Below are 22213 nucleotides of genomic sequence, written 5' to 3' on the forward strand. Positions count from 1 at the left end.
ATGTCCCGTACAGCTACTCCCTCCGACAAGTATGCCAGTTGGCGCGGAATATCGGTCTGTGCAAATAGTTCGGCTTATACCTCGGCCCGGTTTCCTCGGCCGGACCCCCTACTCCTCTCCGGACCAGGCCGCCACGCACAGCGCCGCGGCGAGTTCCTCGGTGTAGGAGGCGGCGGCCAGCCAGGCGGTGGCGAAGGCGTCGTGGTCGTCCGTGACGATCCGGCCGAAGACGTCGCGCCGCCGGTCGGCCGCGGCGGCCCGCAGGCCGTCGAGGAGTTCGGCGGCGGTGGCCAGCCCGGCGGCGCGCAGCAGACCGCGGTCGGCCGCCGACGAGGCCTCGCTCGGGGCGAGGGCGTGCCGGCCGGTGGTGACAGTCTGCTCGACCCGGCGGCCGATCACATGGACGGGCGGGCCGTACGGCAGCGGGGCGGTCGGCTCGGGCACGGCCCCGGGCACCGTCCCGGGCACGGCCTCCGGAGTAGCTCCGGACGCGGCCTGGGACGGCGTTCCGGACACGGCCTCGGGCATGGCCTCGGGGACGGCCTCGGGCGAGGCGAGGTCGGCGGCCTGGAGGCGTTCCAGGCCGACGTTGACCCGGCCCGCCCGGTCGGCGGGCCGGGCGAGCGGGCCGGGTGCGTCCGGGTGCGCACCGATCGCGAGCAGGCGCAGCTCCGGGCGGTCCGCACGTTCCAGACGGCCGATCACCCGGAGCCGCAGGCCGGGCGCGGTGGCGAGCAGCGCGAGGTTCGCCCGGAACGGCAGGTCGGGGTGCTCGTACGCGGCACGCAGGACGACCACCGGGCCGTCCGGTGTGCCGCCCGGCTCCCGGCCCGCAGGACCGCCCGCAGGACCGCCCGCAGGACCGGCCGCCGTGCAGCGTGCCAGCAGCTGCGGCGTTCCGCCCGGGCCGGTGGGGGCCGGGCCCAGCAGGGTGACGTCCAGGAACAGCAGGTCGCTCCCGGCCGGCCGGCTCTCGTACGGCAGCTCCTGCGCCGCGAGTGCCCGGGCCACCTGGGCGGACACCGGTTCGGACCAGAGCCGGGAGGCCGGCTCAGCCGTCCACGCCGCGCCCGCCGCGCGGACCGCCCGTACCGAGGCGCCGGCGCCCAGCCGGCCGCCGGTGGACCTGGTCGCGCCCTGGACGGCCAGCCCGGCGCGGCTGAACTCACGGTGGCTCAGCGCGGCGTCACCCAACCGCACCGTCCGGTTTCCCGCCCCGACCGCCTGCGGGACGGCGGCGGCCGCGTCGTCGTGCGGCAGCACCTCGGCGATCGTGCTGAGCCGCCCGTCGGCGTCCACGGCCCAGCTGACCGCGCCCGCGTGGGTCGCCGTCAGCACCGGCTCGGCGAACAGGCCGTAGAGCCGCAGGCCGCCCTCCTCCCGGTAGGCCTGGCGCGCGGTGCCGCGCAGCGCGGCGACCGGGGCGGCATCGCCGGCCAGCGCCGTGGTGAGGCCGAGCAGTTCCCGCAGGCCCGCCACCAGGTCGACGAGCCGGTGGTCCGGAGCGCCGGCGCGGGCCGCGCGGACCCGCGTCGCGACGGTGACGGCCGCCGAAGCCGGGCGGTACAGGCCCGCCAGCCGCGCCCGGTGGGCGGCGCGCAGCAGCTCCGCCTGGGAGACGGCACCCGCACCGCTCACCCCGGCGGCCAGGACGGCGGCCGCGGCCCGGTGGAGGTGGTGGACGGCGGCGTGCTCGGCGGCCGTGAGGGGGTCAGGGGTGAGGGGGCCGGGGGCCTCGTTGGCCGCCGGCTGGTCCGCCGACCCCCCGGACGGTTCCGCGGCCCCGTCTCCGGCGTCCGCGGCCCCGGGGTCACTCCCGGCCTCGGTGATCGGGCAGAGGGTGACGGCGGCCGCCCGGTGCACACAGGCCGGGGCGAGCAGGCAACCGCAGCGGACACCGGCCTCCCCGGCCACCACCCCGCCCGGGGCGTGCAGCACGAGCACCGTCTCCTCGTCCACCTCCACCCGCCACTCGTCGCCCTCGCGGACCACCGGCCGCTGCGCCAGCTTCGCCGCCGCGCCGTCCAGCCGCTTCTGCAACCGGGCGCTCAGCCCGGCGACCACCTCGGCGACCACCTCGGGCCGCACGCCCGGCCAGTCGCCCGTCGCTTCCGACACGCTCATCGCACCTTCTCCCCCACCCAGCGGGCCAGTTCCAGCGGGCTCAACGCCGCCACGGGCATTCCGGCCGCGACCAACCGGCCCGCGACCGCTTTCGAGTAACGGGCCGTCCCGGTGTCGTCCAGCGCCGCGCAGCCGAGCAGGTGCACGCCGGAGTCCACCAGCGCCCGGGTCTGGGCCAGCAGTGCGCCGACCGGGCCGCCCTCCTCGAAGTCGCTGACCACCGCGATCAGCGTGCGGGACGGCACCGTCACCAGCTGCCGCGCGTAACGCAGTCCGCTCGCGATGCTGGTGCCTCCGCCGACCCGCACCTCCAGCAGCAGGCCCAGCGGGTCGTCCACCCGCTCCGTGAGGTCCAGGACCTCGGTGGAGAAGGCCACGAAGTGGGTGCTCAGCGAGGGCACGCCGGCCAGGATCGAGGCCGTCAGGGCGGCCCACACCGTGGAGGCCTCCATCGACCCGGAGACGTCCACGACCAGGATCAGCCGCCAGTCGTTGGCCTGCCGCGCCCTGGTCCGGAAGACCGGGCGCTCGGGCACGATCAGCGTGCCGCCGTCCGGCGCGGGACGGGCGGTGGCCAGGTTGGCCCGGATGGTCCGGTCCAAGTCCAGCCCGCCACCCGGGCGGCGGGACGGGCGCGGCACGGAGATCCCGGTCAGGGCCGGGCGCAGCCTGGTGGCCAGCTCCCGGCTCAGCTCGTCCACCAGGTGCCGTACCAGCGGACGCAGCCGGGCCAGCCTGGCCTCCGGCATGCCGCCCGCGTGCTCCAGCACGGTGCGCAGCAGGTCGACGGACGGGCGGACGGCGGACGGATCGACCGCCTCCAGGACATCGGTGCGGCCCTGCGCGACGGCGGCGGCCAGCACCTCCTCGCGCATACCGGGGCCGAACAGCGACTCCAGCTCTTCGGCCCACTCCCGCACACCGGGGTAGGGGGCCTCGCGGCCGCCCCGGCCGCCCCGGCTGTCCAGACCCGGGCCGGAGCCCTCGCCGTGGCCGCTGCCGTACAGCTCGTCGAGGGCGGTGGCGAGCCGGGCGCCGCGGCCGCTCAGGCCGCCGTTGCCGGGACGGCCGAGGAGCAGCCGCCAGCGCTCGGCGGGGGCGAGGGCGAGGGCTGCGCCGGTGGACGGCGCGGTCGGGTCCGCGGGGTCCGGGGAATCCGGGGAATCCGGGGGATTCGTGGGATTCGTGGGACTCCGGGGTGCTGCCGGGATCCGGGATTCCCCGGGGGCCGAGGATTCCCCGGGGGCCGAGGCTTCCCCGGGGGCCGGGGGCAGGAGGCCGCGACGGGCGAGGGCCGCGCGGGCCGCGAGGTCGGCGCGCACCCAGCCGGCGAGCACGGCGGGGACGACCTCCTCGGGCAGTGCGGCGAGCCGGGTGCCCAGGCGCTCCTCGACGGAGGCCAACAGCCGGTCACGGGCGGCCGGGCTGAGTGTGTCGAAGCCTCCGCGCAGCGCGGGCAGCCTCTCCAGGAAGGCGTCGTCGGGCAGCGAGGTGACCCTTTCCAGCACCGGTTCCAGCGCCTGCGGCGCGGAGTCGAACAGCCCCTCCGCCGCCGTCAGCAGCCCGACCAGCGCCCGTCCGAGCACCTGCCGTGCCTGCGGACCGGTCGCACCGTCCACCCACGAGGCGGCCCGACCGCCCAGCTCCTCGGCCGGTTCCTGCCCGAGCAGCACCCGCACCGCTCCGGCCGCACCGCGCACCAACGGGCTCCCCCGCTCCGCGAGTTCGGCCAGCACGTAGGCCAGCCGCACCCCACCGAGCCGGTCCGCCCGCCGCACCAGCTCCACCAGTGCCCGCGCGTCCTGCGGATCGTCCGACCCGCCCAGGCCCTCCAACTGCCGCACGGCGGCGGCGGTGAGCACCTCGCCGGCCGCGGCGAGGACGGACGGGCCAGTCGGCTCGTCCGGCCCGCCGGCCCGCTCGGAGAGCGGGCTCGGGCCGCCATACGACGGTGCGTCGCCCACCGGGGCACCACCGGAAGCCGGACCGGCCGCAGGGCCGTCGAGGGCACCCGGGGCGAGGCCCGGGACGTGACCGGCGGCGAGCCCGTCGCAGGAGTCCGCGGCCACCACCACACCGCCGTCCCCGGCCACCACAGCGCCACCGGAAGCCTGCCCGGCCGCGAGGCCGTCGAGGGCGCCCGGGGCGAGGCCCGGGACGTGACCGGCGGCGAGCCGGTCGAGGAGGGCGAGGGCGTCGAGGAGTTCCGGGAGGGTGGCGGAGGTGGGGAGGGTGGCGGTCAGTCGGGCGAGGCGGTCCCCGGTGAGGGTGGGGAGGGCGCAGGAGGCGGCGGCGGTGAGGCCGTCGATGGTCTCGCGCGGGGTCGGCTGGCCGGTGAGGCGGGCCCGCAGGGCGCCTTCGGCGGCCTGGGCGGGGGTGACGCCGCGGGTGCCGGCGACGGTGAGCATGGCGGCGGTGGCGGGTGTCCAGTGCAGGCGCCAGCGGGTGCCGATGGTGTCGGTGCCGCCGGGGCCGGTGGTGGCGGCGGCCTCGGCGTACGGGACCTCGCAGGCCGCGAGGCGGTGCAGGAGGATCTCGCGGCGGCGGTCGAGGTCGCTGCGCAGCGGGTCGAGGCGCAGGTCGCGGGGGCCGGGGTCGGTGGGGCCGGGGAGGCCGAGCTCGGCGAGCACGGTCTCCACCGCGGGGGCGAGTCCGCTGCGCGGGGCCGCGGGGGTGGGGCGGCCGGTGCGGCTGCCGACCAGGACCTGTTCGAGGGCGCGGGCGACGGCCCGGCCGCGGCCGAGGGGTTCGCCCTGGGCGAGGACGGTCTGCACCGCTTCGACGAGTTCGCCCCGGCCGGGGGCGGCGTGGCCGCGCAGTCGGGCGAGGTCCCCGGCCAGCCGGACGATCTCGCGGGCGTCGGCCGGGCCGCTGGGGTGGTCCTGGGAGCGCAGGGCGGCGCAGATCCGGACGGCGGTGGTGGTGAGCGCCTCGGCGAGGCGTTCGGGGTCGCCGCCGGCGTCCAGGACGGTGTGCTGCCACTCCGGGTCGCGGATGCCCGCCGGGTAGCCGGAGCGGGCGTCGAGCAGCGGGTAGGTGTACGGGATCAGGGACAGGACGTGCCCGGGGTCGTCCGGGTGCGGCGGCTGCTCGGGGGCGAGCGGGCCGTCCAGCAGGGCGGGGGCGTGGAAGGCGCCGATCACGGCGGCGACCCGGCGCCCGTCGGCCGAGGCGGCCTGGATGCGGGCCCGCATCCAGGCCTCGCGGCGCAGGTCGTACGGGTCGACTCCGGGGCCGGTCTCGGCGTCCCGGCGCAGTGCCCAGCCGACCATCAGGGCGGCGCGCCGGACGGCCTCCGGGGCGGAGCCGGGGGCGGCCGTCTCGACCAGGCGGTCCCACAGGTCCTCGTCGGAGTCCCGGCCGCTGAGGCGGTGGCGCAGCGCGTCGGCGAGGCCGGGCGCCCCGGCCGGAACGGCCCGGTGCTCGTCACCGGACCTCTCGACCCCGGACCGCTCCGCCCCGGGCGGCTCGTCGCCGGACCGCTCCGCCCCGGTCCGGGCGGCGCGGTGGGCGAGCGGGAGGTCGCACGCGATGGCCTCCACCCCGTTGCGCCGGGCCCAGCGCAGGGCGGCGAGTTCCGGGGAGAAGTCGGCGAACGGGTAGAAGGCGGGCCCGGCCGCCTCCTCGGGCCCGGCCGGGGCCGCCGCGAGGGCGACCGGGGCCTGGGTGGCCTCGTCGGCGAGCCAGCCGAGCCAGGGCTGGAACTCGGCGGGCAGCTCGACCAGGACGGCCTGCGGCCGGGCGGCGTCGAGCAGCGCGGGGACGACCGCGCTGAGGGACGGCGCGTGGTGGCGCACGCCGATCAGGTAGGGCCCGGGGCCGCCGGTGCCGGCGGCGGCCAGCCGGTCCGCCTCGGCCCGGACCACCTGGTCCGCGTCGTCCGGGCGGGGGGTCTCCGCGCTGCTCATCGGATCAGCCCTCCAGTGCCGAGCGGAGGTCCCACAGGGTGCGCCAGGTGGCGGCGCCCTGTTCGGCACGGCGGCGGACCGGTCCGTCCCAGTAGCCGAGCAGCCGGGCCGCGTCGGCCGGGTCGTCCTTGCGGACCACGCCGAGGAGCTGGCCGGGCAGGCGGCCGAGCAGGTCCCCGCCGTCGGGCAGGTAGGCGGCGCCGACCCCGAGCGAGGTGGCGACCGAGACCGCCTCGGCGGTGCTCATCACGGTGGACGGCCGTTCGACGTCCCAGCCCTCGGTGGAGCGGCCGGTGCGCAGGTCCCGGAAGGCGGTGACCAGGGCCTCCAGGACGGCGTCGTCCACCGCGTAGGCGGCGCCGGCCCGGGCCACGGCGACGGTGGACTGGCGGCGGACGAGGTCCACCTCGGCGGCGAGGCTGCCGATCGGGCCGACCGTCTCGAAGTTGAACCGCCGCTTGAGCGCCGCGGACATCTCGCTGACGCCCTTGTCCCGCAGGTTGGCGGTGGCGATCAGGGTGAAGCCGGCGGCGGCGTGCAGCTGCCCGTCCGGGCCGCCGGCCAGCTCGGGGACGGCGATGCGCCGTTCGGAGAGCAGCGAGACCAGGGCGTCCTGCACCTCGGGCAGGCAGCGGGTGACCTCCTCGACCCGGGCGACCGCCCCGGTGGTCATCGCGGTGAGCACCGGCGAGGGCACCAGGGCCTCTCGGCTGGGCCCCTTGGCGAGCAGCAGGGCGTAGTTCCAGCCGTACTTGAGCTGGTCCTCGGTGGTGCCGGCGGTGCCCTGGACGGTGAGCGCGCTGGTGCCGCAGACGGCGGCGGCGAGCAACTCGGAGAGCATGGACTTGGCGGTGCCGGGCTCGCCGACCAGGAGCAGCCCGCGCTCGCCGGCGAGGGTGACGACGCAGCGCTCGACGAGGGCGCGCTCGCCGACGAACTTCGGCTCGATGACGAGGCCCCTGCGCCCGGCCTTGAGCTTCTCGCCGCCGCTGCCCATCACGAAGGTGACCACGGCGCGCGGGGTCAGGTGCCAGCCGGGCGGGCGCGGGCCGCTGTCGTGGGCGGCCAGGAACTCCAGTTCGGCGGCGTACTTCTCCTCGGGCGGGACGATCTGCCGGTCCGTGGACGTGGGGACGGTGGTGGTGCTCATCGGCGGGCCTTCCTGCGCTTGCTGGTCTGGAGCTCTTCGTAACCGGGAGCGTCACCGTCGACCGTCCGCTGCCAGGCCCGGGCGAACAGCTCGGGGACGGGCAGGGTGGCCAGCGCGGGCCGGTGGGTGGGCAGGGTGTACAGGGCGGCCTTCCAGGTCTCGGCCGGCAGGGCTGGCGCCTTGGCCTCCTGCCAGCCACCGGGCAGGAAGAGGCCGCGCCCGGCACGGGCGCGCTTGGCCTCCAGGACCAGGGGGGTGGCGGCGAGTTCGGCGCGGGCCTTCTTCAGCCGGGCGGGCTTCCAGCCCGTCCAGCGGGCGGCGTTGCGGTCGGTCGGGTCGGGCAGGGCGAGCAGTTGGAGGTAGAGCGCGGCCGCGTCCTCGCCGAGGCCGTGGGTGCGGGCCACCTCGGCGACCAGCTCGGGGACGGACAGCTGCGGGTTCTGCAGCCAGGCCGGGCCCTCGCCGACGGCCGACACCGCTCCGGCGGAGGCGGCCAGCCGCTCCGGCTCGCCGCGCAGCACCGACTCGATGGCGCGCCGTTCGAGGGAGAACCAGTGGCTGCCGGAGAGCCCGTCGAGCAGTTCGAGCAGCGGGTCGTCCGGGCCGGTGAGGGCGGCCGGGCGCAGCCAGATCCGCTCGTAGGCCTCGTGGTACGGCGTCAGGACGAGCGCCGGGCCGCAGAGGACCAGGCCGTCCGGGCCGGCGCCGCCCTCGGCGGGCAGGCCGAAGTGGCCGCGCAGGAGGGGGGCCAGCGCGGCGCCCTTGACGGTGCGGAGCAGGTCGAGGTCGAGCAGCAGTTCCGGGTCGGCCAGCCGGCTGCGCAGCGCGGTGGCCGCGGTGGGCAGCAGCGGGCGCAGCGGGCTGCCGGCGGGCAGGTGGTAGGCGAGCCAGCGCAGCGCGTCGATGGTGGAGCCGAGCGCGCCGCTCCCGGGGACGGCGGACGGGTCCTCGGGGGCCAGCCGGGGGCCGGAGTCCTCGTCCTTGGTGATCCGGAAGCCGGTGCGGCTGGTCAGCCACGGGGTGTTGGCGGGGTTGAGCACGGCCTCGATGGTGTCGACGGACACGCCGTGGACGGTGGCCAGCGCCTCGTCGGGGAGGGTGACGAGCCGTCCGAAGCGCCGGATCCACTCCTCGGCCCCGGCGGCGAGGTCGGGCCCCTCGGTCCACAGCGTCTTCGGGTCGGCGGGCAGCAGGGCGCCCCAGACGGCGGCGAGGCCGTCGTGGTCGTGTCCGCGCAGCCAGGCCCGGGCGGCCTTGTACTCGCCGGACTTGAGCCCGTACTCGGCGGGCATCGGGTCGCCGTTCCAGTGCAGCAGCCTGGCCGGCGGGCTGAGCAGCAGGGCGGAGCGGGCGGTGCCGATGCCGGTGCGCTCGCTGAAGGCCTCGGCCCGGGCGTGGTCCCACGGGACGCTGCCGTGCAGCGCGGCGACCCGCCAGAACGTGGCGACCCAGGCCGCGGTGAGCAGTTCCTCGGTGCGGCGCTCCCGGACGGTGGTGAAGTGCGCGACGGGCCCGAACTCCCCGCTCGGGTCGTGGTCGACGGCGAGCCAGTGCACCGTGCCGTCGGTGTACTGCCGCTGGTGGCCGAGGATGACGACGGTGCGCCCGCCGTGTCGCAGCACCTCGCCCTGGCGGTGGCCGGTCGGCCGGGTGCCGGCGGCGGCCTGGGTCGAGGACTCGGCGAGGACGATCTCGCGCAGGGTGGCGCCGCGGTCGGCCAGCGGGCCCTTGGTCAGTTCGCCGAGCAGCAGGACCAGCGAGGAGCGGTGGGACGGGCGGGTGAACGGCGAGGCCGCCGCGTACGCCAGTGCGTGGAGCCGGCCGAGCAGGTGCAGCCAGCCGTGGTTGGCGTCGCCGCCGCGCAGGGTGACGGTGGCGGGCGTCGTCCAGCCCTCGCCGTTAGCGGCGGGCGGGGCGGCCAGCACGGCGCTGACGGTGCGCAGGTTGTTGAGCACCCACCAGCGCCCGTCCGAGTCCCAGCTGTTGCCGAAGCCCTCGGTGCCGGGCAGCACGGCGTGGACGGCCTCGCGCAGATCGTCGTCGCAGCCGTGGTCCGGCTGCCACGAGGCGGCCTTCGCCTTGTCGGGGCGCTCGGCCTCGGGCTGCGGGAGGAACCGGGCGACCCGGTCCAGCAGGTTCGCGGCGGCGCGGGCGAGCCCGGCGACGCCGGCCAGCAGCCGGGGGTGCTCGATGCCGGGCAGCACGGCGTCGACCGCCTGGACGGGCAGCGAGCGCAGGGCCGACTGCTGCCGGGCGATCGGGCGGCGCACGCCCTGGACGGTCAGCCAGCGCTGTTCCGCCTCCGGGCCCGGCTCGGGGTCGACCGGCCAGGCGGCGTCGATCAGCCGGGCGGCCTGCTCGGCGGTGACGGCGCGCAGCACCTTCGAGCCCGCCTCGTCGCGCGGGCGCAGGGCGTGCCAGTGCGGGTACGGCGGGACGAGCGGGGTGCCGGCGGCGGAGAGTTCGCCGGCGTGGCAGGGGCGCAGGTCGACGGTGCGGTCGGCGTTGTCGGTGAGGTCGGGCAGGTTGAGCGAGAAGTGGCCGCGGGGGGTGTGGCTGACCACCGGGCCGGCCGTGCCGGGCAGGGCGAGCCGGCCCACCGGGTGGGTGTTCGCCGCGGGCGTGGCGAGCGGCAGGACGATGCGCTGCCCGTCGGCCGTGAACGTGGTGACGGCCTTGCCGGGCTCGATCCGGGCCCAGCTGCCGACCACGGTGCCGTCGGTGCCGAGCGGGGTGTGCTCCAGGCCGGGCTGGAGCGGCAGCAGCCAGGTGCTGCCCTGGACCAGCCGGCCGGCCTGGGCGGTGGCGGCGATCACCGGCGGTTCGGCGGTGCGGCCCAGGGTGCCGGTGGCCGGGTCGAGTTCGCGCAGGACGGGGCTGCCGTCGGGGGCGTGGCGCAGCGTCCAGTAGCCGGTGCCGTCGCCCAGGACGCGGTGCTCCTCGGGCATCCGGGTGTCGCCCGCGTGCAGCGGGCGCTCGCCGGTGGTGCGGCCGCCGCCGGGCAGTTGGAGGGACGGTGCCTCGGGCTCCCGGTCGCCGTAGTAGTAGCCGGCGACGGTCCGGCCCTCCAGCTCGAACTGCTCGTCCGGCCGGCTGGACCAGTAGGCGCGCTGCTTGCCCTCCTGGGACCAGACGACCAGCAGTTCGCCGTCGACCAGCCGCAGCCTGGTCCGGTTGCGCTGGTGCGGCTGGCCGGGCACCCGCAGGGCGTGCTCCAGCACGATGCCCTCCGGGCCGACCACGACGGCCCGGTCGCGGCGGGCGAGGATCAGGTGCGGCCAGGCGTCCTCGACGATCAGGTCGGTCAGGCCGGCCCCGCCCAGGCTGGGGACGGGGTGCCGCGGGGCGTCGGCGGCGGGCGGGTCGGCGAGCTTGCCGAGCGCCTCCTCCAGGGCGGGCCAGCCGAGTTCGTCCAGGATGCCCGCGGTGAGGGCGCCGGTGAGCAGCGCGGTGACGTCGAGGGCGGCGATCCGCTCGGCGGCGGCCGGGGCGACCGTCCGGATGGCGGTGCGGTACTGGGCCAGCGAGCCGACCAGGTCGGCGGCGCCGGCCAGGCCGCGGGCGGCGGAAAGCTCCTCGGCGCGGGCCTCGGCCCACTCCGCGAACAGCTCGCGCAGCAGCGGCAGGGCGGGCGCCTGGCGCTTGACGGCCGTCTCCCAGGCGGCCGGGGTGGCGCGGCGCAGCACCGGCCGGAAGCGCGGGTCGGCGGCGACGGCGGTCAGGTCGGTGCTGTCGGGGCCGCACTGCTCGACCCAGTCGCGCAGGTCCCAGTCGAGGCCGGTCGGCGGGTCGGCGACCGGCACGCCGGCGGCCAGCAGCAGGTCGAGCAGGTCGAGCCGGGCGAGGCTGCCGCGGATGCCGGTGAACAGGTCGACGGCGACGCCGTCGGCGCGCAGCCGGTCCGTCATCCGGCCGGTCAGGGCGAGGCTGGCGGGGCAGCTGGGCCGGGTGCGCCAGCCGCGGCCGAGGTGGTTGCACCAGCGCTGGAGCCAGGCGGCGGCAGGCTCGGCGCCCTCGGGGCGGGGGCCGGTGAGCAGTTCCTCGGCGCCGGTCTCGGCGAGGACCGCCAGCCAGGCGGTGTCGTGCGGGGCCGGGTCGGCGGAGGCCGGGTCGGGCAGCAGTTCCAGCAGCCGGGTGCGGATCGCGGCGTCGCCGCGGCCGAGCTCGACCAGCGCGCCGTGCCAGGACTTCCAGAACGTGCCGGGTGCCCGGTTGGCCGCCGGGGAGTCCAGCAGTTCGGCGAGCAGCGCGCGTTCGTGCTCGCCGCGGTCCAGCCCGGCGGCCTTGATCAGCGCGCGGGCGTCCTCGGCGACGCCGGCGTACGGGGCCATGCCGGCCGCGGAGCGCTCGGTGCACAGCTGGCGGAAGCGCTGCCAGGCCGTCAGCGGGTCGAGCCGCCGGCTCAGCTCCTTGACGTACTGGCGCAGGGACTTGACGGTGAGCGCGCCGGCCAGGGCGAACTCCAGGAAGACGGCGCGCAGCCGCTCCTCGTCGACCGCCAGGCCGTGGGTGCGCTCGGCCTCGCGGGCCTTGCCGAACCAGGCGGCGGCGTAGGTCTGGTTGCCGTGGCCCAGGAAGATCCGGCCGACCTCCTCGCAGAAGGTGGGCAGGAAGTGCGGGACGGCCCGGCCGAGGCGCAGGGCCAGTTCCTCGAAGCCGTCCTTGGCGGCGCCGGGCTTGGAGGTGGCCTGGCGGGCCAGCCGCTCCATCTCCTTGACCAGGGCGAGCGCGTGGTGGCCGTTGGCCGGGTCGTGGACCAGCGCCCAGGCGGGGAAGCCGAGCGCCTCCTGGCGGACCTGGCCGACCTCGGCGGGTGCCTCCTGCGGCGCCAGGCCGAGGAAGTCGAGGGCGAGGTCCTCGGCCGGGCCGAGCGCGCCGGGGACCAGCCGGACGATCCGGCGGCCGTCGAGCGCGGGGTGGGCGTAGGTGCGGGCGGTGAGCACGTCGGCGGCGCTGTCGGGGCGGCCGGCGCCGGGCAGGGTGCCGGGCGGGAGCACGGCCCCGGCGTCGAGCAGTTCCTCGGGCGTCGTGGCGTGCGTCGCGGCGTGTGTCGCGGTGGTCGAGTTCACGGTGGCGGTCATGCGCCTTCCTCCCCCTGGATCGTGCGGCCGGCGTGCAGGGCGGCGGCCATCCGCATGCCCTCGGACCAGGCGACCGGTCCGACCTCGGTGAGCGGCAGGGCCCGGCCGTCCGGGCCGGCCCAGCTGAGCGCGCCCGTCTCGCAGGCGTCGTACTCGTAGTAGTCGCCGACCCAGACCCGGGCCTCGACGGTGCGGCCGCCCTCGGTGACCGGCTGGACGGCGGAGCCGCCGCGGACCCGGCAGCCGAGCCGGGCGCAGCGCCCGACCAGCTCGCGCAGCTCCCGGTAGCGGCCGCCGGCGTAGGTGGTGACCTCGGTGCCGACGGGCGGCTCGGCGGGCCGGTGCCAGACCTCGCGGTAGAGCTGCTGGACGCGCTGGGAGACGCCCAGCTCGACGGCGAACTCGCGCAGCTCGTCGAGGTCCTGGAGCAGCACGGGGTGCGGTATCAGGACCTCGCCGTCGGTCAGCCGCACGGTGTCGCCGTCCAGGTCGACCAGGCCGAGGCCGCGCTCGGCGTCGGCGCCGCGCAGGAAACCGGCCACGGAGCCGTCGGTGGCGGTGACCACGAGGTCCTTCAGGACGCCCTGCCAGGCCTCGTCCGGCCAGACGGCGGTGAGCACGGCGGCGGGCACCGGCAGCGAGCGGACCATCCAGCGCTCGACGTCCTCCTGGCAGCCGCGCTCGTGCGCGTCCAGCCACTCGGCGAGCTGCCTGAGCTGGACGACCACCGGGTCGTCACCGAGCTTCGACGGCAGGGACCTGAGGTCGCGGCCCGCCGCGTTGCGGCACGCCACCCTGCCCTCCCCGTCGAGCGTGACGCGGTATCCTCCCGCGCCCGTCTCCACCCATGCCACGGCCGTACTCCTCCCACCGGGAACACCTGTCGATCGCCTGCTGACCAGCGATGCGAGGAACGTAGCGAGGGGTACTGACAACGCGACGACCGGGGTGACGCGGGGCCTGACATGCGAGTTTCAAACCACTCGAACGAGTGATCGAAGACGAGGGCAGGGCGGGGCGGCCGCCCGGCGGCGACCGTCCCGCCCTCATGACACCCGGACCCCGCCCTCACGACACCCGGATCCGGCCCCGCCCGGGCCCCGCCCGCTCAGGACCGGGGCTCCCGTCAGTCCAGCGGCGCCCTCGGCACGATGACCGGCGCGCCGTCGCCCGGCGCCGCCAGCACGTGACTGTCGATGTCGTACAGCGCCCGCACCAGCGGCGCGTCCACCACCTCGCGCGGCGGCCCGCAGGCCACCACCGCGCCGTCCCGCAGCGCGACCAGCAGGTCCGCGTAGCGGGCCGCCGCCGCGAGGTCGTGCAGCACCATGACCACCGTCCGCCCGCCCGCCGCGACCCGGCGGACCAGCTCCAGCACCTCCACCGCGTGCCCGAGGTCGAGCGCGCTGGTCGGCTCGTCGAGCAGCACCACCGGGGTGTCCTGGGCGAGCACCATGGCGAGCCAGCAGCGCTGCCGCTGGCCGCCGGAGAGCCGGTCGAGGCGGCGGCCGGCCAGCTCCTCGACGCCGGTGGCGCGCAGGGCCTCGGCGGTCAGCCGCTCGTCCCGCTCCGACCACTGGCGGAACAGCCCCTGGTGCGGGTGGCGGCCGTAGCGGACCAGCCCGGCGACGGTCACCGCCTCCGGGGCCTGCGGGCTCTGCGGCAGCAGCGCGATCCGGTGGGCGGCCTGGCGCGGGCGCAGCCGCCACACGTCCTCCCCGCCGACCAGGACCCGCCCGCCGTCCGGCCGGTGCAGCCGGGCCACCGCCCGCAGCAGGGTGGACTTCCCGCAGCCGTTCGGGCCGACCACCGCCACCACCCGCCCGGCGGGGACGGTGAGGTCGACGCCGCCGAGCACCGGGCGCCCCGGCCCGTACCCGGCGCTGAGCCCCTGGATCGTCAGTTCCATGGCAGTGCCCCCTCAGCCGGCGCGCGCTCAGTTGCCGCCGAGTGCCTTGGAGAAGTCACCGATGACGACGTCGGCGGCGAGCGGGCCCCCGCGGGTGGACCAGACCGAGCCGTCCACGGTCACGGCGTGGTTGTTCTTGACGGCCTTCAGCTCCTGGTAGGCGGGCTTGGACTGGACGTCCTTGAGCGCGGACTTGCCGTCGTCGGTGAGGGTGGACAGGAACAGCCAGTCGCCGTCGATCTCGTTCAGCTTCTCCAGGCTGAGCGCCGGGCTGTGCGCGTTGCCGTCCTTGTCCTGTGCGGCCGGGCGGGTCAGGCCCATGTCCAGCGCGACGCCACTGGCGAACTGCTTCTTCTCCATCCAGCTCGGGCCGGTGGGGTTCCAGCGCACGATGGAGACGGCGGCGCCCTTGTTCCCGGTCAGCTCGCCGCCCGCCTTGGCGGCCTTGGCCTCGTAGTCGCCGATCACCTTGTTGGCCTGGTCGAGCTTGTTGACGGCGTTGCCGATGCCCCGGAAGGCGAGCTTCCAGTCGTCGGTGGGCGCCATGGTGACCAGGGTGGCGGGGGTGATCTCGCGCAGCTGCTTGAGCACCTGCTCGTCCTGCATGTCGCCCGCCAGGATCAGGTCGGGCTTGGCGGCGATCACCTTGTCCATGACGGGCTGGAGCAGGTTCCCGACCACCGGGACGCCCTGCACCTTGTCCTTGAGGTACGCGGGCGGCTCGGCCAGCCCCTGGCCGTTGGTGATGCCGACCGGCTTGACGCCGAGGGCGAGCACCGCGTCCAGGTCCTCCTGGGTGAGGGTGACGATCCGCTTGGGCTCGGCCGGCACGTCGACGGCCTTGCCGGTGGCGTCCTTGACGGTCCGCTTGCCGCCGTCGCCGGGGGCGGCGGACGCGGCGGAACCCGTGGCGGAGGCCGAGGGCGAGGAGCCGGAGGAACCGCAGCCGGTGAGCAGGAGCGCGGCCGCCCCGGTGACGGCCAGCGCCTGGGCCGCACGGCGGCGGACGGGGCTGAGCGGGCGACGGGCGAACGGCATGGGTGCCTCCGGGCAACGGTGGTACGGGAGTTGAGCGGTGTCCGGGCAGCTCGGCACGGTGGAGGTGCCCCTCGGGACGGCTCGGTCATTAGGTTAGCCTTACCTTATGACATTGTCGCAAGCCGGCGCCCCCGAAGCGCCCCCGACCGCCGAGCCGGAGCCCCGACCGCCCGGGGGGCGCGCCCAGGGCGCCCGCCCCACCTGGCCGTTCGCCGTCGCGGCGGCGGTACTCCTGCTCGCCCTGGCCGCGCTCTCGCTGTCGGTCGGCGCCGGCGAGGTCGGCCCCGGGCGAGTGCTGGACTACCTCCTGAACCGCGACGGCGCCCGCGCCGACGGGCGGCTCGCCCTGGTCGTCGGCGACCTGCGACTGCCGCGCACCGTCACCGCCTTGCTGGTCGGCGCCGCGCTCGGCGTCGCCGGGGCGCAACTCCAGTCCGTCACCCGCAACCCGCTGGCCGAGACCGGGCTGCTCGGCGTCAACGCCGGCGCCTCGCTGGGCGTCGTGCTCGGCATCGCCGTGCTCGGCGTGCAGACCTCCTTCGGCTACCTCGCCTTCGCCTTCGGCGGCGCGGTGCTCGCCAGCACCGTGGTGCTGCTGGTCGCGAGCAGCCGCGGCGGCGGCTCACCGATGCGACTGGTGCTCGCCGGCTCCGCCGTCGCGGCGATCTTCCGCGGGCTCACCGACGTGCTGATCGTCAACTCCCCCGAGGCGTACGAGCGGTACCGGGTGTGGGTGCTCGGCTCGCTGGCCGGGGTGGAGGGCTGGACCACCCTGCGCCAGCTCGCCCCGGTGCTCGGCACCGGATTCCTGCTCGCCGCCCTCACCACCCGGCCGCTGACCGCGCTCGCGCTCGGCGACGACCTCGCCCGCGGCCTCGGCCACCGGCCCGGCGCCACCCGGGTCGCCGTCGCCTTCGCGGTCACCCTGCTGACCGCCGCCGCGGTCGCGCTGGCCGGGCCCGTCGCCTTCCTCGGACTGCTCTCCGGCTTCCTCGCCCGTACCCTCGCCGGCCCCCGGATCGGCCGGCTCACCTTGCTCGCGGCGCTGTTCGGCGCCGCCGTGCTGACCGGCGCGGACGTGCTCGCCCGGGTGGTGGCCCGCCCCTTCGAGGCGCCGGTGTCGGTGATCGTCGCCCTGATCGGGGCCCCGGCACTGATCGCGATCGTCCGCTCCCGGAACTCCGCCGCGCTGGCCATGGCCGACCCCGCCGAGGCCACCCCGCCCGCACGGCGCGCCGAACCCGCCCCGCCCAAACCGGACCTGGCGCTGCGCCACGGCGCCTGGTCGCTGCTGCTGCCGCGCCGGGCGCTGCTCACCTCCCTCGGTCTGGCCGCCGCGCTGCTGGCCGCCGTGGTGGTCTCGGCGCACGCCGGACAGAGCGAACTCGACCTCACCCGCACCTTCCAGGCCGTGTTCGGCTACGGCGACCGGCTGGACGTGCTGCTGGTGCAGAAGTTCCGGCTCGGCCGGATCGTCGCCGGGCTCGCCGCCGGGGCCGCCCTCGGCCTGGCCGGCTGCCTCACCCAGACCCTCGCCCGCAACCGGCTGGCCACGCCCGAACTCCTCGGCGTCAACGACGGGGCGACGGCCGCCGTGCTGATCTCCGCGAGCACCGCGGGCACCTTCGGCGCCTGGTGGGCCGGGCCGCTCGGCGCGCTCGCCGCCGTCCTGGTGGTCGCCCTGGCCTCCGGCGGGCTCGGCGCGCGCGGCTACCGGGTGCTGGTGGTCGGGCTCGCCATGTCGGCGCTCGCGTCCGCCGTCATCCAGGTCGCGATGGCCCGGCGGTCGCTCAACTCGGCCGGTTCGCTGTACATCTGGACGAACGGCAGCCTCAACGGGCGGGACGTCGCCATCGCCACGCCCGTGCTGCTCGGGCTGGCGGTGCTGGTGCCGCTCGCCCTGGTGGCGGCCCGGCGGCTGGCGGTGCTGCGCTTCGACGACAGCGTCGCCTCCGCCCTCGGCGTCGACCCGGCCCGGGTCAGGCTCGGCTGCCTGCTGCTGGCGGTCGCGCTCGCCGGACTGGCCGTCGGCGTCTGCGGACCGGTCGGCTTCGTGGCGCTCGCCGCACCGGTGATCGCCGGGCGCCTCGCCGGCCCCGCACGGGTGCCGGTGCTCGGCTCGGCGCTGACCGGCGCCCTGCTCGTCGTGCTCGCGGACACCCTGGGCCGGGTGGTGATCGGCGGGGTGGAGATCCCCGTCGGCATCGTCACCACCGTCCTCGGCGGCCCCTTCCTGCTCTGGGTACTGCTCGGCCGCAAGGGCAGCCCCGCCTAAGCCTCTTGGAGACACCACCCGTGGAAACCCACTCCCCCCTGATCGCAGCCGACCCGGCCGACCCGGCGTACCGCCTGGTCACCTTCACCCACCGCGGCGGCGACTGCGACGGCGTGCTCGCACTGCTGCACACCGTCACCGACAAGGACCGCCACTCCGGCGACCTGACACCACACCTGATGGAACGTCAGTCCGACGGCGAGACGTGGTCGATCACCTACCGGTTGCGCGCCGACCACCGCGCCTCCTACCAGCTGCACCCGTTCCACGGCGAGGCCCCCGGCACCAGCCGCCACGACTGGCTGCGCGTCCTCGACCAGGCCCGCCCCGACCCGTACGACACCGAACCCCGACTGCCCGCCCGCGACGGCCGCCACCCCTCCTCGGTGCTCAGCCTGCCCGCCGCCCCCGCGCAGCCCTACGTCCGACGGCGGCAGGACGTGCCGCGCGGACGCACGCTCGCCCACGAGGTCGCCGGGCGACGGGTGGACGTCCACCTCCCGGCCGGGCACCGGGCGAGCAACGGCCCCTACCCGGTCGCGCTGCTGCTGGACGGCGAGATGTGGGGCGAGGCGCTGTCCGTCGCCGACACCCTCGACAACCTGACGGCGGACGGAGCGATCCCGCCCACCGTCACCCTGCTCGTGCACACCCTCGGGCCGCAGCGCCCGACCGACCTGAGCTGCAACCCGGCCTTCGTCGACCTCCTCGCCGACCACCTCCTCCCCTGGGCCGCAGCGGAGTTCGGCGCGGGCACCGACCCGGCGGGCACGGTGATCGCCGGCCAGAGCGCCGGCGGCCTGACCGCCGCCTACGCGGCCTACCACCGCCCGGAGCGCTTCGGCAACGCGCTCTGCCAGTCCGGCTCCTTCTGGTGGCCCGACGAGACCGAGTTCGACGCCGGCAGCGAGTGGCTGACCCGCCGCCTCGCCGCCGAGGCCCGGCGGCCGGTCCGCTTCTGGATCGAGGTCGGCCTCCAGGAGTGGATGCTTCTCGGCCAGAACCGCCACCTGCGCGACGTACTGACGGCGCGCGGCTACGACTTCGACTACCGGGAGTTCAACGGCGGTCACGACTACGCCTGTTGGCGCGGCGGACTGGCGGACGGGCTGGCCGGGCTGCTTCGGCGGCCGACCGACTGAAGGCCGTCCCACCAGCGTCGTCGCCCCCGCCGACGGACCGTCGAGATTGCGACACAGTGCGACAGATTCTCAACAGACCGTGACTTGTCAAGCCTTGCGGCATACGGACGAACCGTGAAATCCATAGGTCCCACCACGGACGACGAGCACGAACCACCTCGGGCGTGCTCGCCCTCCGTGGCCGCGGCGCCTTCCCCGGGGTCCGACAGTTCGCATCCACCTCCCGTGACAGAAGGACATTGACATGGCACCAGTTCGATCACGGTCCCGTCTGATACGCGCACTCACCGGAGCGGCGCTGACGGCCGGCCTGATGGCCGCCGCGCTCCAGGCTCCCGCCGTCGCCGACGGCGGCACCGCCGCCGCCTCCGCCCGTCCGGTCGAGCAGGCGATCGTGGAGGACCGCCTGCCCGCCGCCGCGCCCGGCCAGGAGTCCACCGCCACCACCCCTGCCACCACCCCTGCCACCGCGCCTGCCGTCGCCTGCGAGGGCGACGGCGTCAGCGGCAAGCGCCTCCAACTCCTGTACGTACGCGGCGATTCCGACCCCGACCGCTTCAACCAGCTGCTGCCGGAGTTCCGCGCCCGCATCACCAACCTCAACTTCCGCTTCGCCTCCTCCTCCGACCCCTTCGGCGGCCACCGCGAGGTCCGGTTCGTCCAGAACCCGTCCACCTGCGAACCGACCATCGACACCGTCGTGCTGCCGCAGGCCGCCGTCAACGGCGGCCCGGACACGGTGCGCGCCGAGATGGACAAGCGGGGCTACAACAACAGCAACCGCAAGTACCTGAGCTGGGTGGAGAACACCATCTGCGGCATCACCTGGCGCGCCGTCGACGACCGCCCCGGCCAGGACAACCCGGCCACCGGCACCGGCAACGTGCTGGCCGGCATCAAGGGCTGCTGGGACAACCGCGACGTGGACGTGCACGAGCTCACCCACTCGCTCGGCGCGGTCAACCCCTCCGCCAAGTACTCGACCCCCACCGGCCACTGCTACGTCTACGGCGACCTGATGTGCTACGACGACCAGCACATCCCCAACCCGCCCGGCCGGATGATCGACGTCGGCCCGGACTGCCACAACGGCGCCAAGCTGCTCGACTGCACGCACGACATGTACTTCAACCCGAACCCCGCGCCGGGCAGTTACCTCGCCACCCACTGGAACGTCGCCAACAGCCCGTACCTGACCTCCAACGGCACCCCGGTACAACTGCCCACCGGCAACGTCACCATCGTCAACGCCAACGCCGGGTACGGCGCTGACGCCGCAGGCTCGCAGACCGGCGACGGCACCCACGTCATCTCCTGGGGCCACAAGAACGACGACCTCGCCCAGCGCTGGAACCTGGAGCGCCAGAGCGACGGCCGCTACCGGATCAGCCCGGTCCTGAACGGCGCGAAGGCACTGGACTCCAACAACGACCGCTCCCGGATCGTCGACAACACCAGCTACTTCGCCCAGCTGTGGACCTACGCCGGCACCGACAACCAGAAGTGGACCCTGCGCCAGGTCGGCGGCGGCAAGTACGAGATCGTCGGCCACGACGGCGGCTGCCTGACCAGCACCGCCACCCCCGGCGCCGTCCTCGGCGTCTGGCAGTGCACCGGCAACGACACCCAGCGCTGGCGCATCGCCCTCTGAGCCACCCCGCGTGACCTCCGACCGCCGGCCCGGCCCCCGCCGGGCCGGCGGTCACCCGTTCACCCGTTCACCCGGCCGGCCCCCGGCTCGCCTTCCCCGCCGAGGCTTGGGCCGACTTCGTCGGGTTCGCCCGGAACGTGTCTCCCAGCGCCGGCCGAGGCCGTCGGCAGCCCGTGCTAACGTCCCCGGGGCGGCGCGACGGCGTCGGCCCCGGACGAGACGTGCGCCGTACCCGGCCTGCCAAGACGACGCACTGTGGAGGCGTCATGTCCGCTGCCGATACCCCGATCGCCCGTCCGCTGGACGTGCGGTGGATCCACGGCTCCCCGTCCGCGAAGCACAACACCGACCCGGACATCCAGGTCCACGAGTACGACGAGCACACCGTCATCCTGCGGCAGAACAAGGCCGTCCACTACGAGGCACCGTTCGTCTTCCTGTTCTTCGGGGCGGACCGCGCGGTGCTGATCGACACCGGGGCGACGGCCGAGGCCGCGTACTTCCCGCTGCGCGCCACGGTCGACGAGCTGGTGGAGAAGTGGCTCGCCCGCAACTCCCGGTCCGGTGACGACTACGAGCTGCTGGTGCTGCACACCCATGCGCACGGCGACCACATCGCGGGCGACGGCCAGTTCGCCGACCGGCCCTCGACCACCGTGGTCGGCGCGCAGCTCGCCACGGCCTGGCCGTACTTCGGCTTCGACCAGGACGCCGAAGGCGTGTCCCCGGTCGACCTCGGCGGCGGACGGGTGCTGAAGTGCCTGGCCACCCCGGGGCACCACGAGGCGTCGGTCACCTTCTACGACCCGTGGACCGGCTTCCTGCTCACCGGCGACACCGTCTACCCGGGGCGGCTCTACATCAACGACTGGCCGGCCTTCGGGCGGACGATCGAGCGGCTGATCGCCTTCACCGAGAGCCACCCGGTGACGTACGTGCTCGGCTGCCACATCGAGATGACCCGCGAGCCCGGCGTCGACTACCCGATCCGCACCACCCACCAGCCCGACGAGCCCCCGCTCCAGCTCACCCCCGCCCACCTGCACCGGATCCGCGCCGCCGTCGCCGAACTCGGCGACCGGCCGCGCCGGTGCCCGCTGGACGCCCTGATCCTCTGGCCGCACGAGTGAGCCCCCGAGGCCCCGAGGTCGGTCAATCCCGGTAGGGCACCAGGCGCGCCAGGTCCAGTTCGAAGTCGAACGGCGCGGGGATTCGGATCCTCTCCCCGCACTCCCGCTCCGTCCGGGTGTGGTAGCGGTCGCGGTTCGGCTCGGAGAACAGCGTCACCGTCTTCTGTCGCGGGTCCACGATCAGGTAGAGCGGGAAGCCCATCCGCGGGTAGTCGCGGACCTTCCCCGTCCAGTCGTTGTCGGGGTCGGCTCGTCCGACGATCCGACCAGGGCTCAGACTGACACCCATGTCGACTGATCGAACCGCCCGGATCCTCGGAGCCGTCGTCGGGCTCGTGTTCGTCCAGACCGGCGCCAGCACGCTGCCCTCGGCCGTCGAGGTGGGGCTGCGGGTGGTGTCGCTGGGTACGTTCATCGCGCTGTTCGGGCTCTGGAACCGGTGGGACGGCCGGGAGGCGACGCTGGACCGGACCGGGGGCAGGCCGACGAACGCCGTCGGGCGCAACCACCAGTTCATCCCGGGTGCCGAGGTGGCCGCGATCATCGTCGGCGTCGCGGTGGCCAACCTGCTGCTGCACGACCCGCTGGCGGCCGGCCCCTGGATCGCCACCGTGGTGAGCGCGCACCTCTTCGTCCTCGCGGCGCTCTGGCAGCGGCCCTCGCTCCGCCTCCTCGGCGGCGCGATGACGCTGTGCTCGCTGGCGGGCCTGGCACTGGCCCTCGGCGACGCGCCGACGGCGGCCGTCGGCGCGGTCGCCGGGGTCGTCCCGGGACTGCTGCTCCTGGGCTCGCTGTGGTGGTGGTC

13 protein-coding genes and 1 riboswitch are annotated in these 22213 nt (G+C 76.0%); of the genes, 5 read left to right on the plus strand and 8 right to left on the minus strand.

Annotated features, from left to right (window positions below):
- Positions 1-108: 108 nt before the first annotated feature.
- The 7 genes from ACFRAR_RS01560 to ACFRAR_RS01590 all read right to left on the minus strand — a co-directional run bounded on the left by ACFRAR_RS01560 (position 109) and on the right by ACFRAR_RS01590 (position 15210).
- Positions 109-2124: a hypothetical protein gene (locus ACFRAR_RS01560; protein WP_380693434.1), complete on the minus strand. Its 2016-nt coding sequence runs from the start codon at positions 2122-2124 to the stop codon at positions 109-111.
- Positions 2121-6032 (minus strand): DUF5682 family protein, encoded by a 3912-nt coding sequence (locus ACFRAR_RS01565; protein WP_380693436.1) that lies wholly within the window; start codon positions 6030-6032, stop codon positions 2121-2123. The genes ACFRAR_RS01560 and ACFRAR_RS01565 overlap by 4 nt, the downstream gene beginning before the upstream one ends.
- A gap of 4 nt (positions 6033-6036) precedes the next feature.
- The gene (locus ACFRAR_RS01570; protein ID WP_380693438.1) at positions 6037-7182 is read right to left on the minus strand and encodes an AAA family ATPase; all 1146 of its coding nucleotides are present in this window, start codon (positions 7180-7182) and stop codon (positions 6037-6039) included.
- Entirely contained in the window at positions 7179-12263 is a 5085-nt protein-coding gene (locus ACFRAR_RS01575; protein WP_380693440.1) for a hypothetical protein, read from the minus strand. The genes ACFRAR_RS01570 and ACFRAR_RS01575 overlap by 4 nt, the downstream gene beginning before the upstream one ends.
- On the minus strand, positions 12260-13117 hold the full coding sequence (locus ACFRAR_RS01580; protein ID WP_380693443.1) for a DUF4132 domain-containing protein: 858 nt from the start codon (positions 13115-13117) through the stop codon (positions 12260-12262). The genes ACFRAR_RS01575 and ACFRAR_RS01580 overlap by 4 nt, the downstream gene beginning before the upstream one ends.
- Positions 13118-13389: 272 nt before the next feature.
- Positions 13390-14172 (minus strand): ABC transporter ATP-binding protein, encoded by a 783-nt coding sequence (locus ACFRAR_RS01585; protein WP_380693445.1) that lies wholly within the window; start codon positions 14170-14172, stop codon positions 13390-13392.
- Positions 14173-14199: 27 nt separating this feature from the next.
- The gene (locus ACFRAR_RS01590) at positions 14200-15210 is read right to left on the minus strand and encodes an ABC transporter substrate-binding protein (RefSeq protein WP_380693447.1); all 1011 of its coding nucleotides are present in this window, start codon (positions 15208-15210) and stop codon (positions 14200-14202) included.
- Positions 15211-15316: 106 nt separating this feature from the next.
- Between ACFRAR_RS01590 and fhuB the strand changes: the two genes are divergently transcribed.
- The 4 genes from fhuB to ACFRAR_RS01610 all read left to right on the plus strand — a co-directional run bounded on the left by fhuB (position 15317) and on the right by ACFRAR_RS01610 (position 21408).
- Positions 15317-17485 carry a Fe(3+)-hydroxamate ABC transporter permease FhuB gene (fhuB, locus tag ACFRAR_RS01595; protein ID WP_380693449.1) on the plus strand — a complete coding sequence of 723 codons (2169 nt, stop codon included), beginning with the start codon at positions 15317-15319 and terminating at the stop codon, positions 17483-17485.
- Between the two features lie 20 nt (positions 17486-17505).
- Positions 17506-18627: an enterochelin esterase gene (gene fes / locus ACFRAR_RS01600; RefSeq protein ID WP_380693451.1), complete on the plus strand. Its 1122-nt coding sequence runs from the start codon at positions 17506-17508 to the stop codon at positions 18625-18627.
- A gap of 244 nt (positions 18628-18871) precedes the next feature.
- A complete protein-coding gene (locus tag ACFRAR_RS01605; RefSeq protein WP_380693453.1) occupies positions 18872-20278 on the plus strand; it encodes an RICIN domain-containing protein in 1407 nt (468 codons plus the stop codon).
- 187 nt (positions 20279-20465) lie between these two features.
- Positions 20466-20533: riboswitch (guanidine-III (ykkC-III) riboswitch) on the plus strand.
- A gap of 11 nt (positions 20534-20544) precedes the next feature.
- Positions 20545-21408 (plus strand): MBL fold metallo-hydrolase, encoded by an 864-nt coding sequence (locus ACFRAR_RS01610; RefSeq protein ID WP_380693455.1) that lies wholly within the window; start codon positions 20545-20547, stop codon positions 21406-21408.
- Between the two features lie 22 nt (positions 21409-21430).
- Here the strand turns inward: ACFRAR_RS01610 and ACFRAR_RS01615 are convergent, their stop codons facing one another.
- Positions 21431-21697 (minus strand): Uma2 family endonuclease, encoded by a 267-nt coding sequence (locus tag ACFRAR_RS01615; protein WP_380693458.1) that lies wholly within the window; start codon positions 21695-21697, stop codon positions 21431-21433.
- On the opposite strand from ACFRAR_RS01615, the gene ACFRAR_RS01620 reads away from it, so the two are divergent.
- A partial coding sequence (locus ACFRAR_RS01620) for a hypothetical protein (RefSeq protein WP_380693460.1) occupies positions 21696-22213 on the plus strand: 518 nt, incomplete at its 3' end. The two genes, ACFRAR_RS01615 and ACFRAR_RS01620, sit on opposite strands and share 2 nt — an antisense overlap.

The sequence above is a fragment of the Kitasatospora sp. NPDC056651 genome, assembly GCF_042792155.1.
In the GTDB taxonomy this organism is placed as follows: domain Bacteria; phylum Actinomycetota; class Actinomycetes; order Streptomycetales; family Streptomycetaceae; genus Kitasatospora.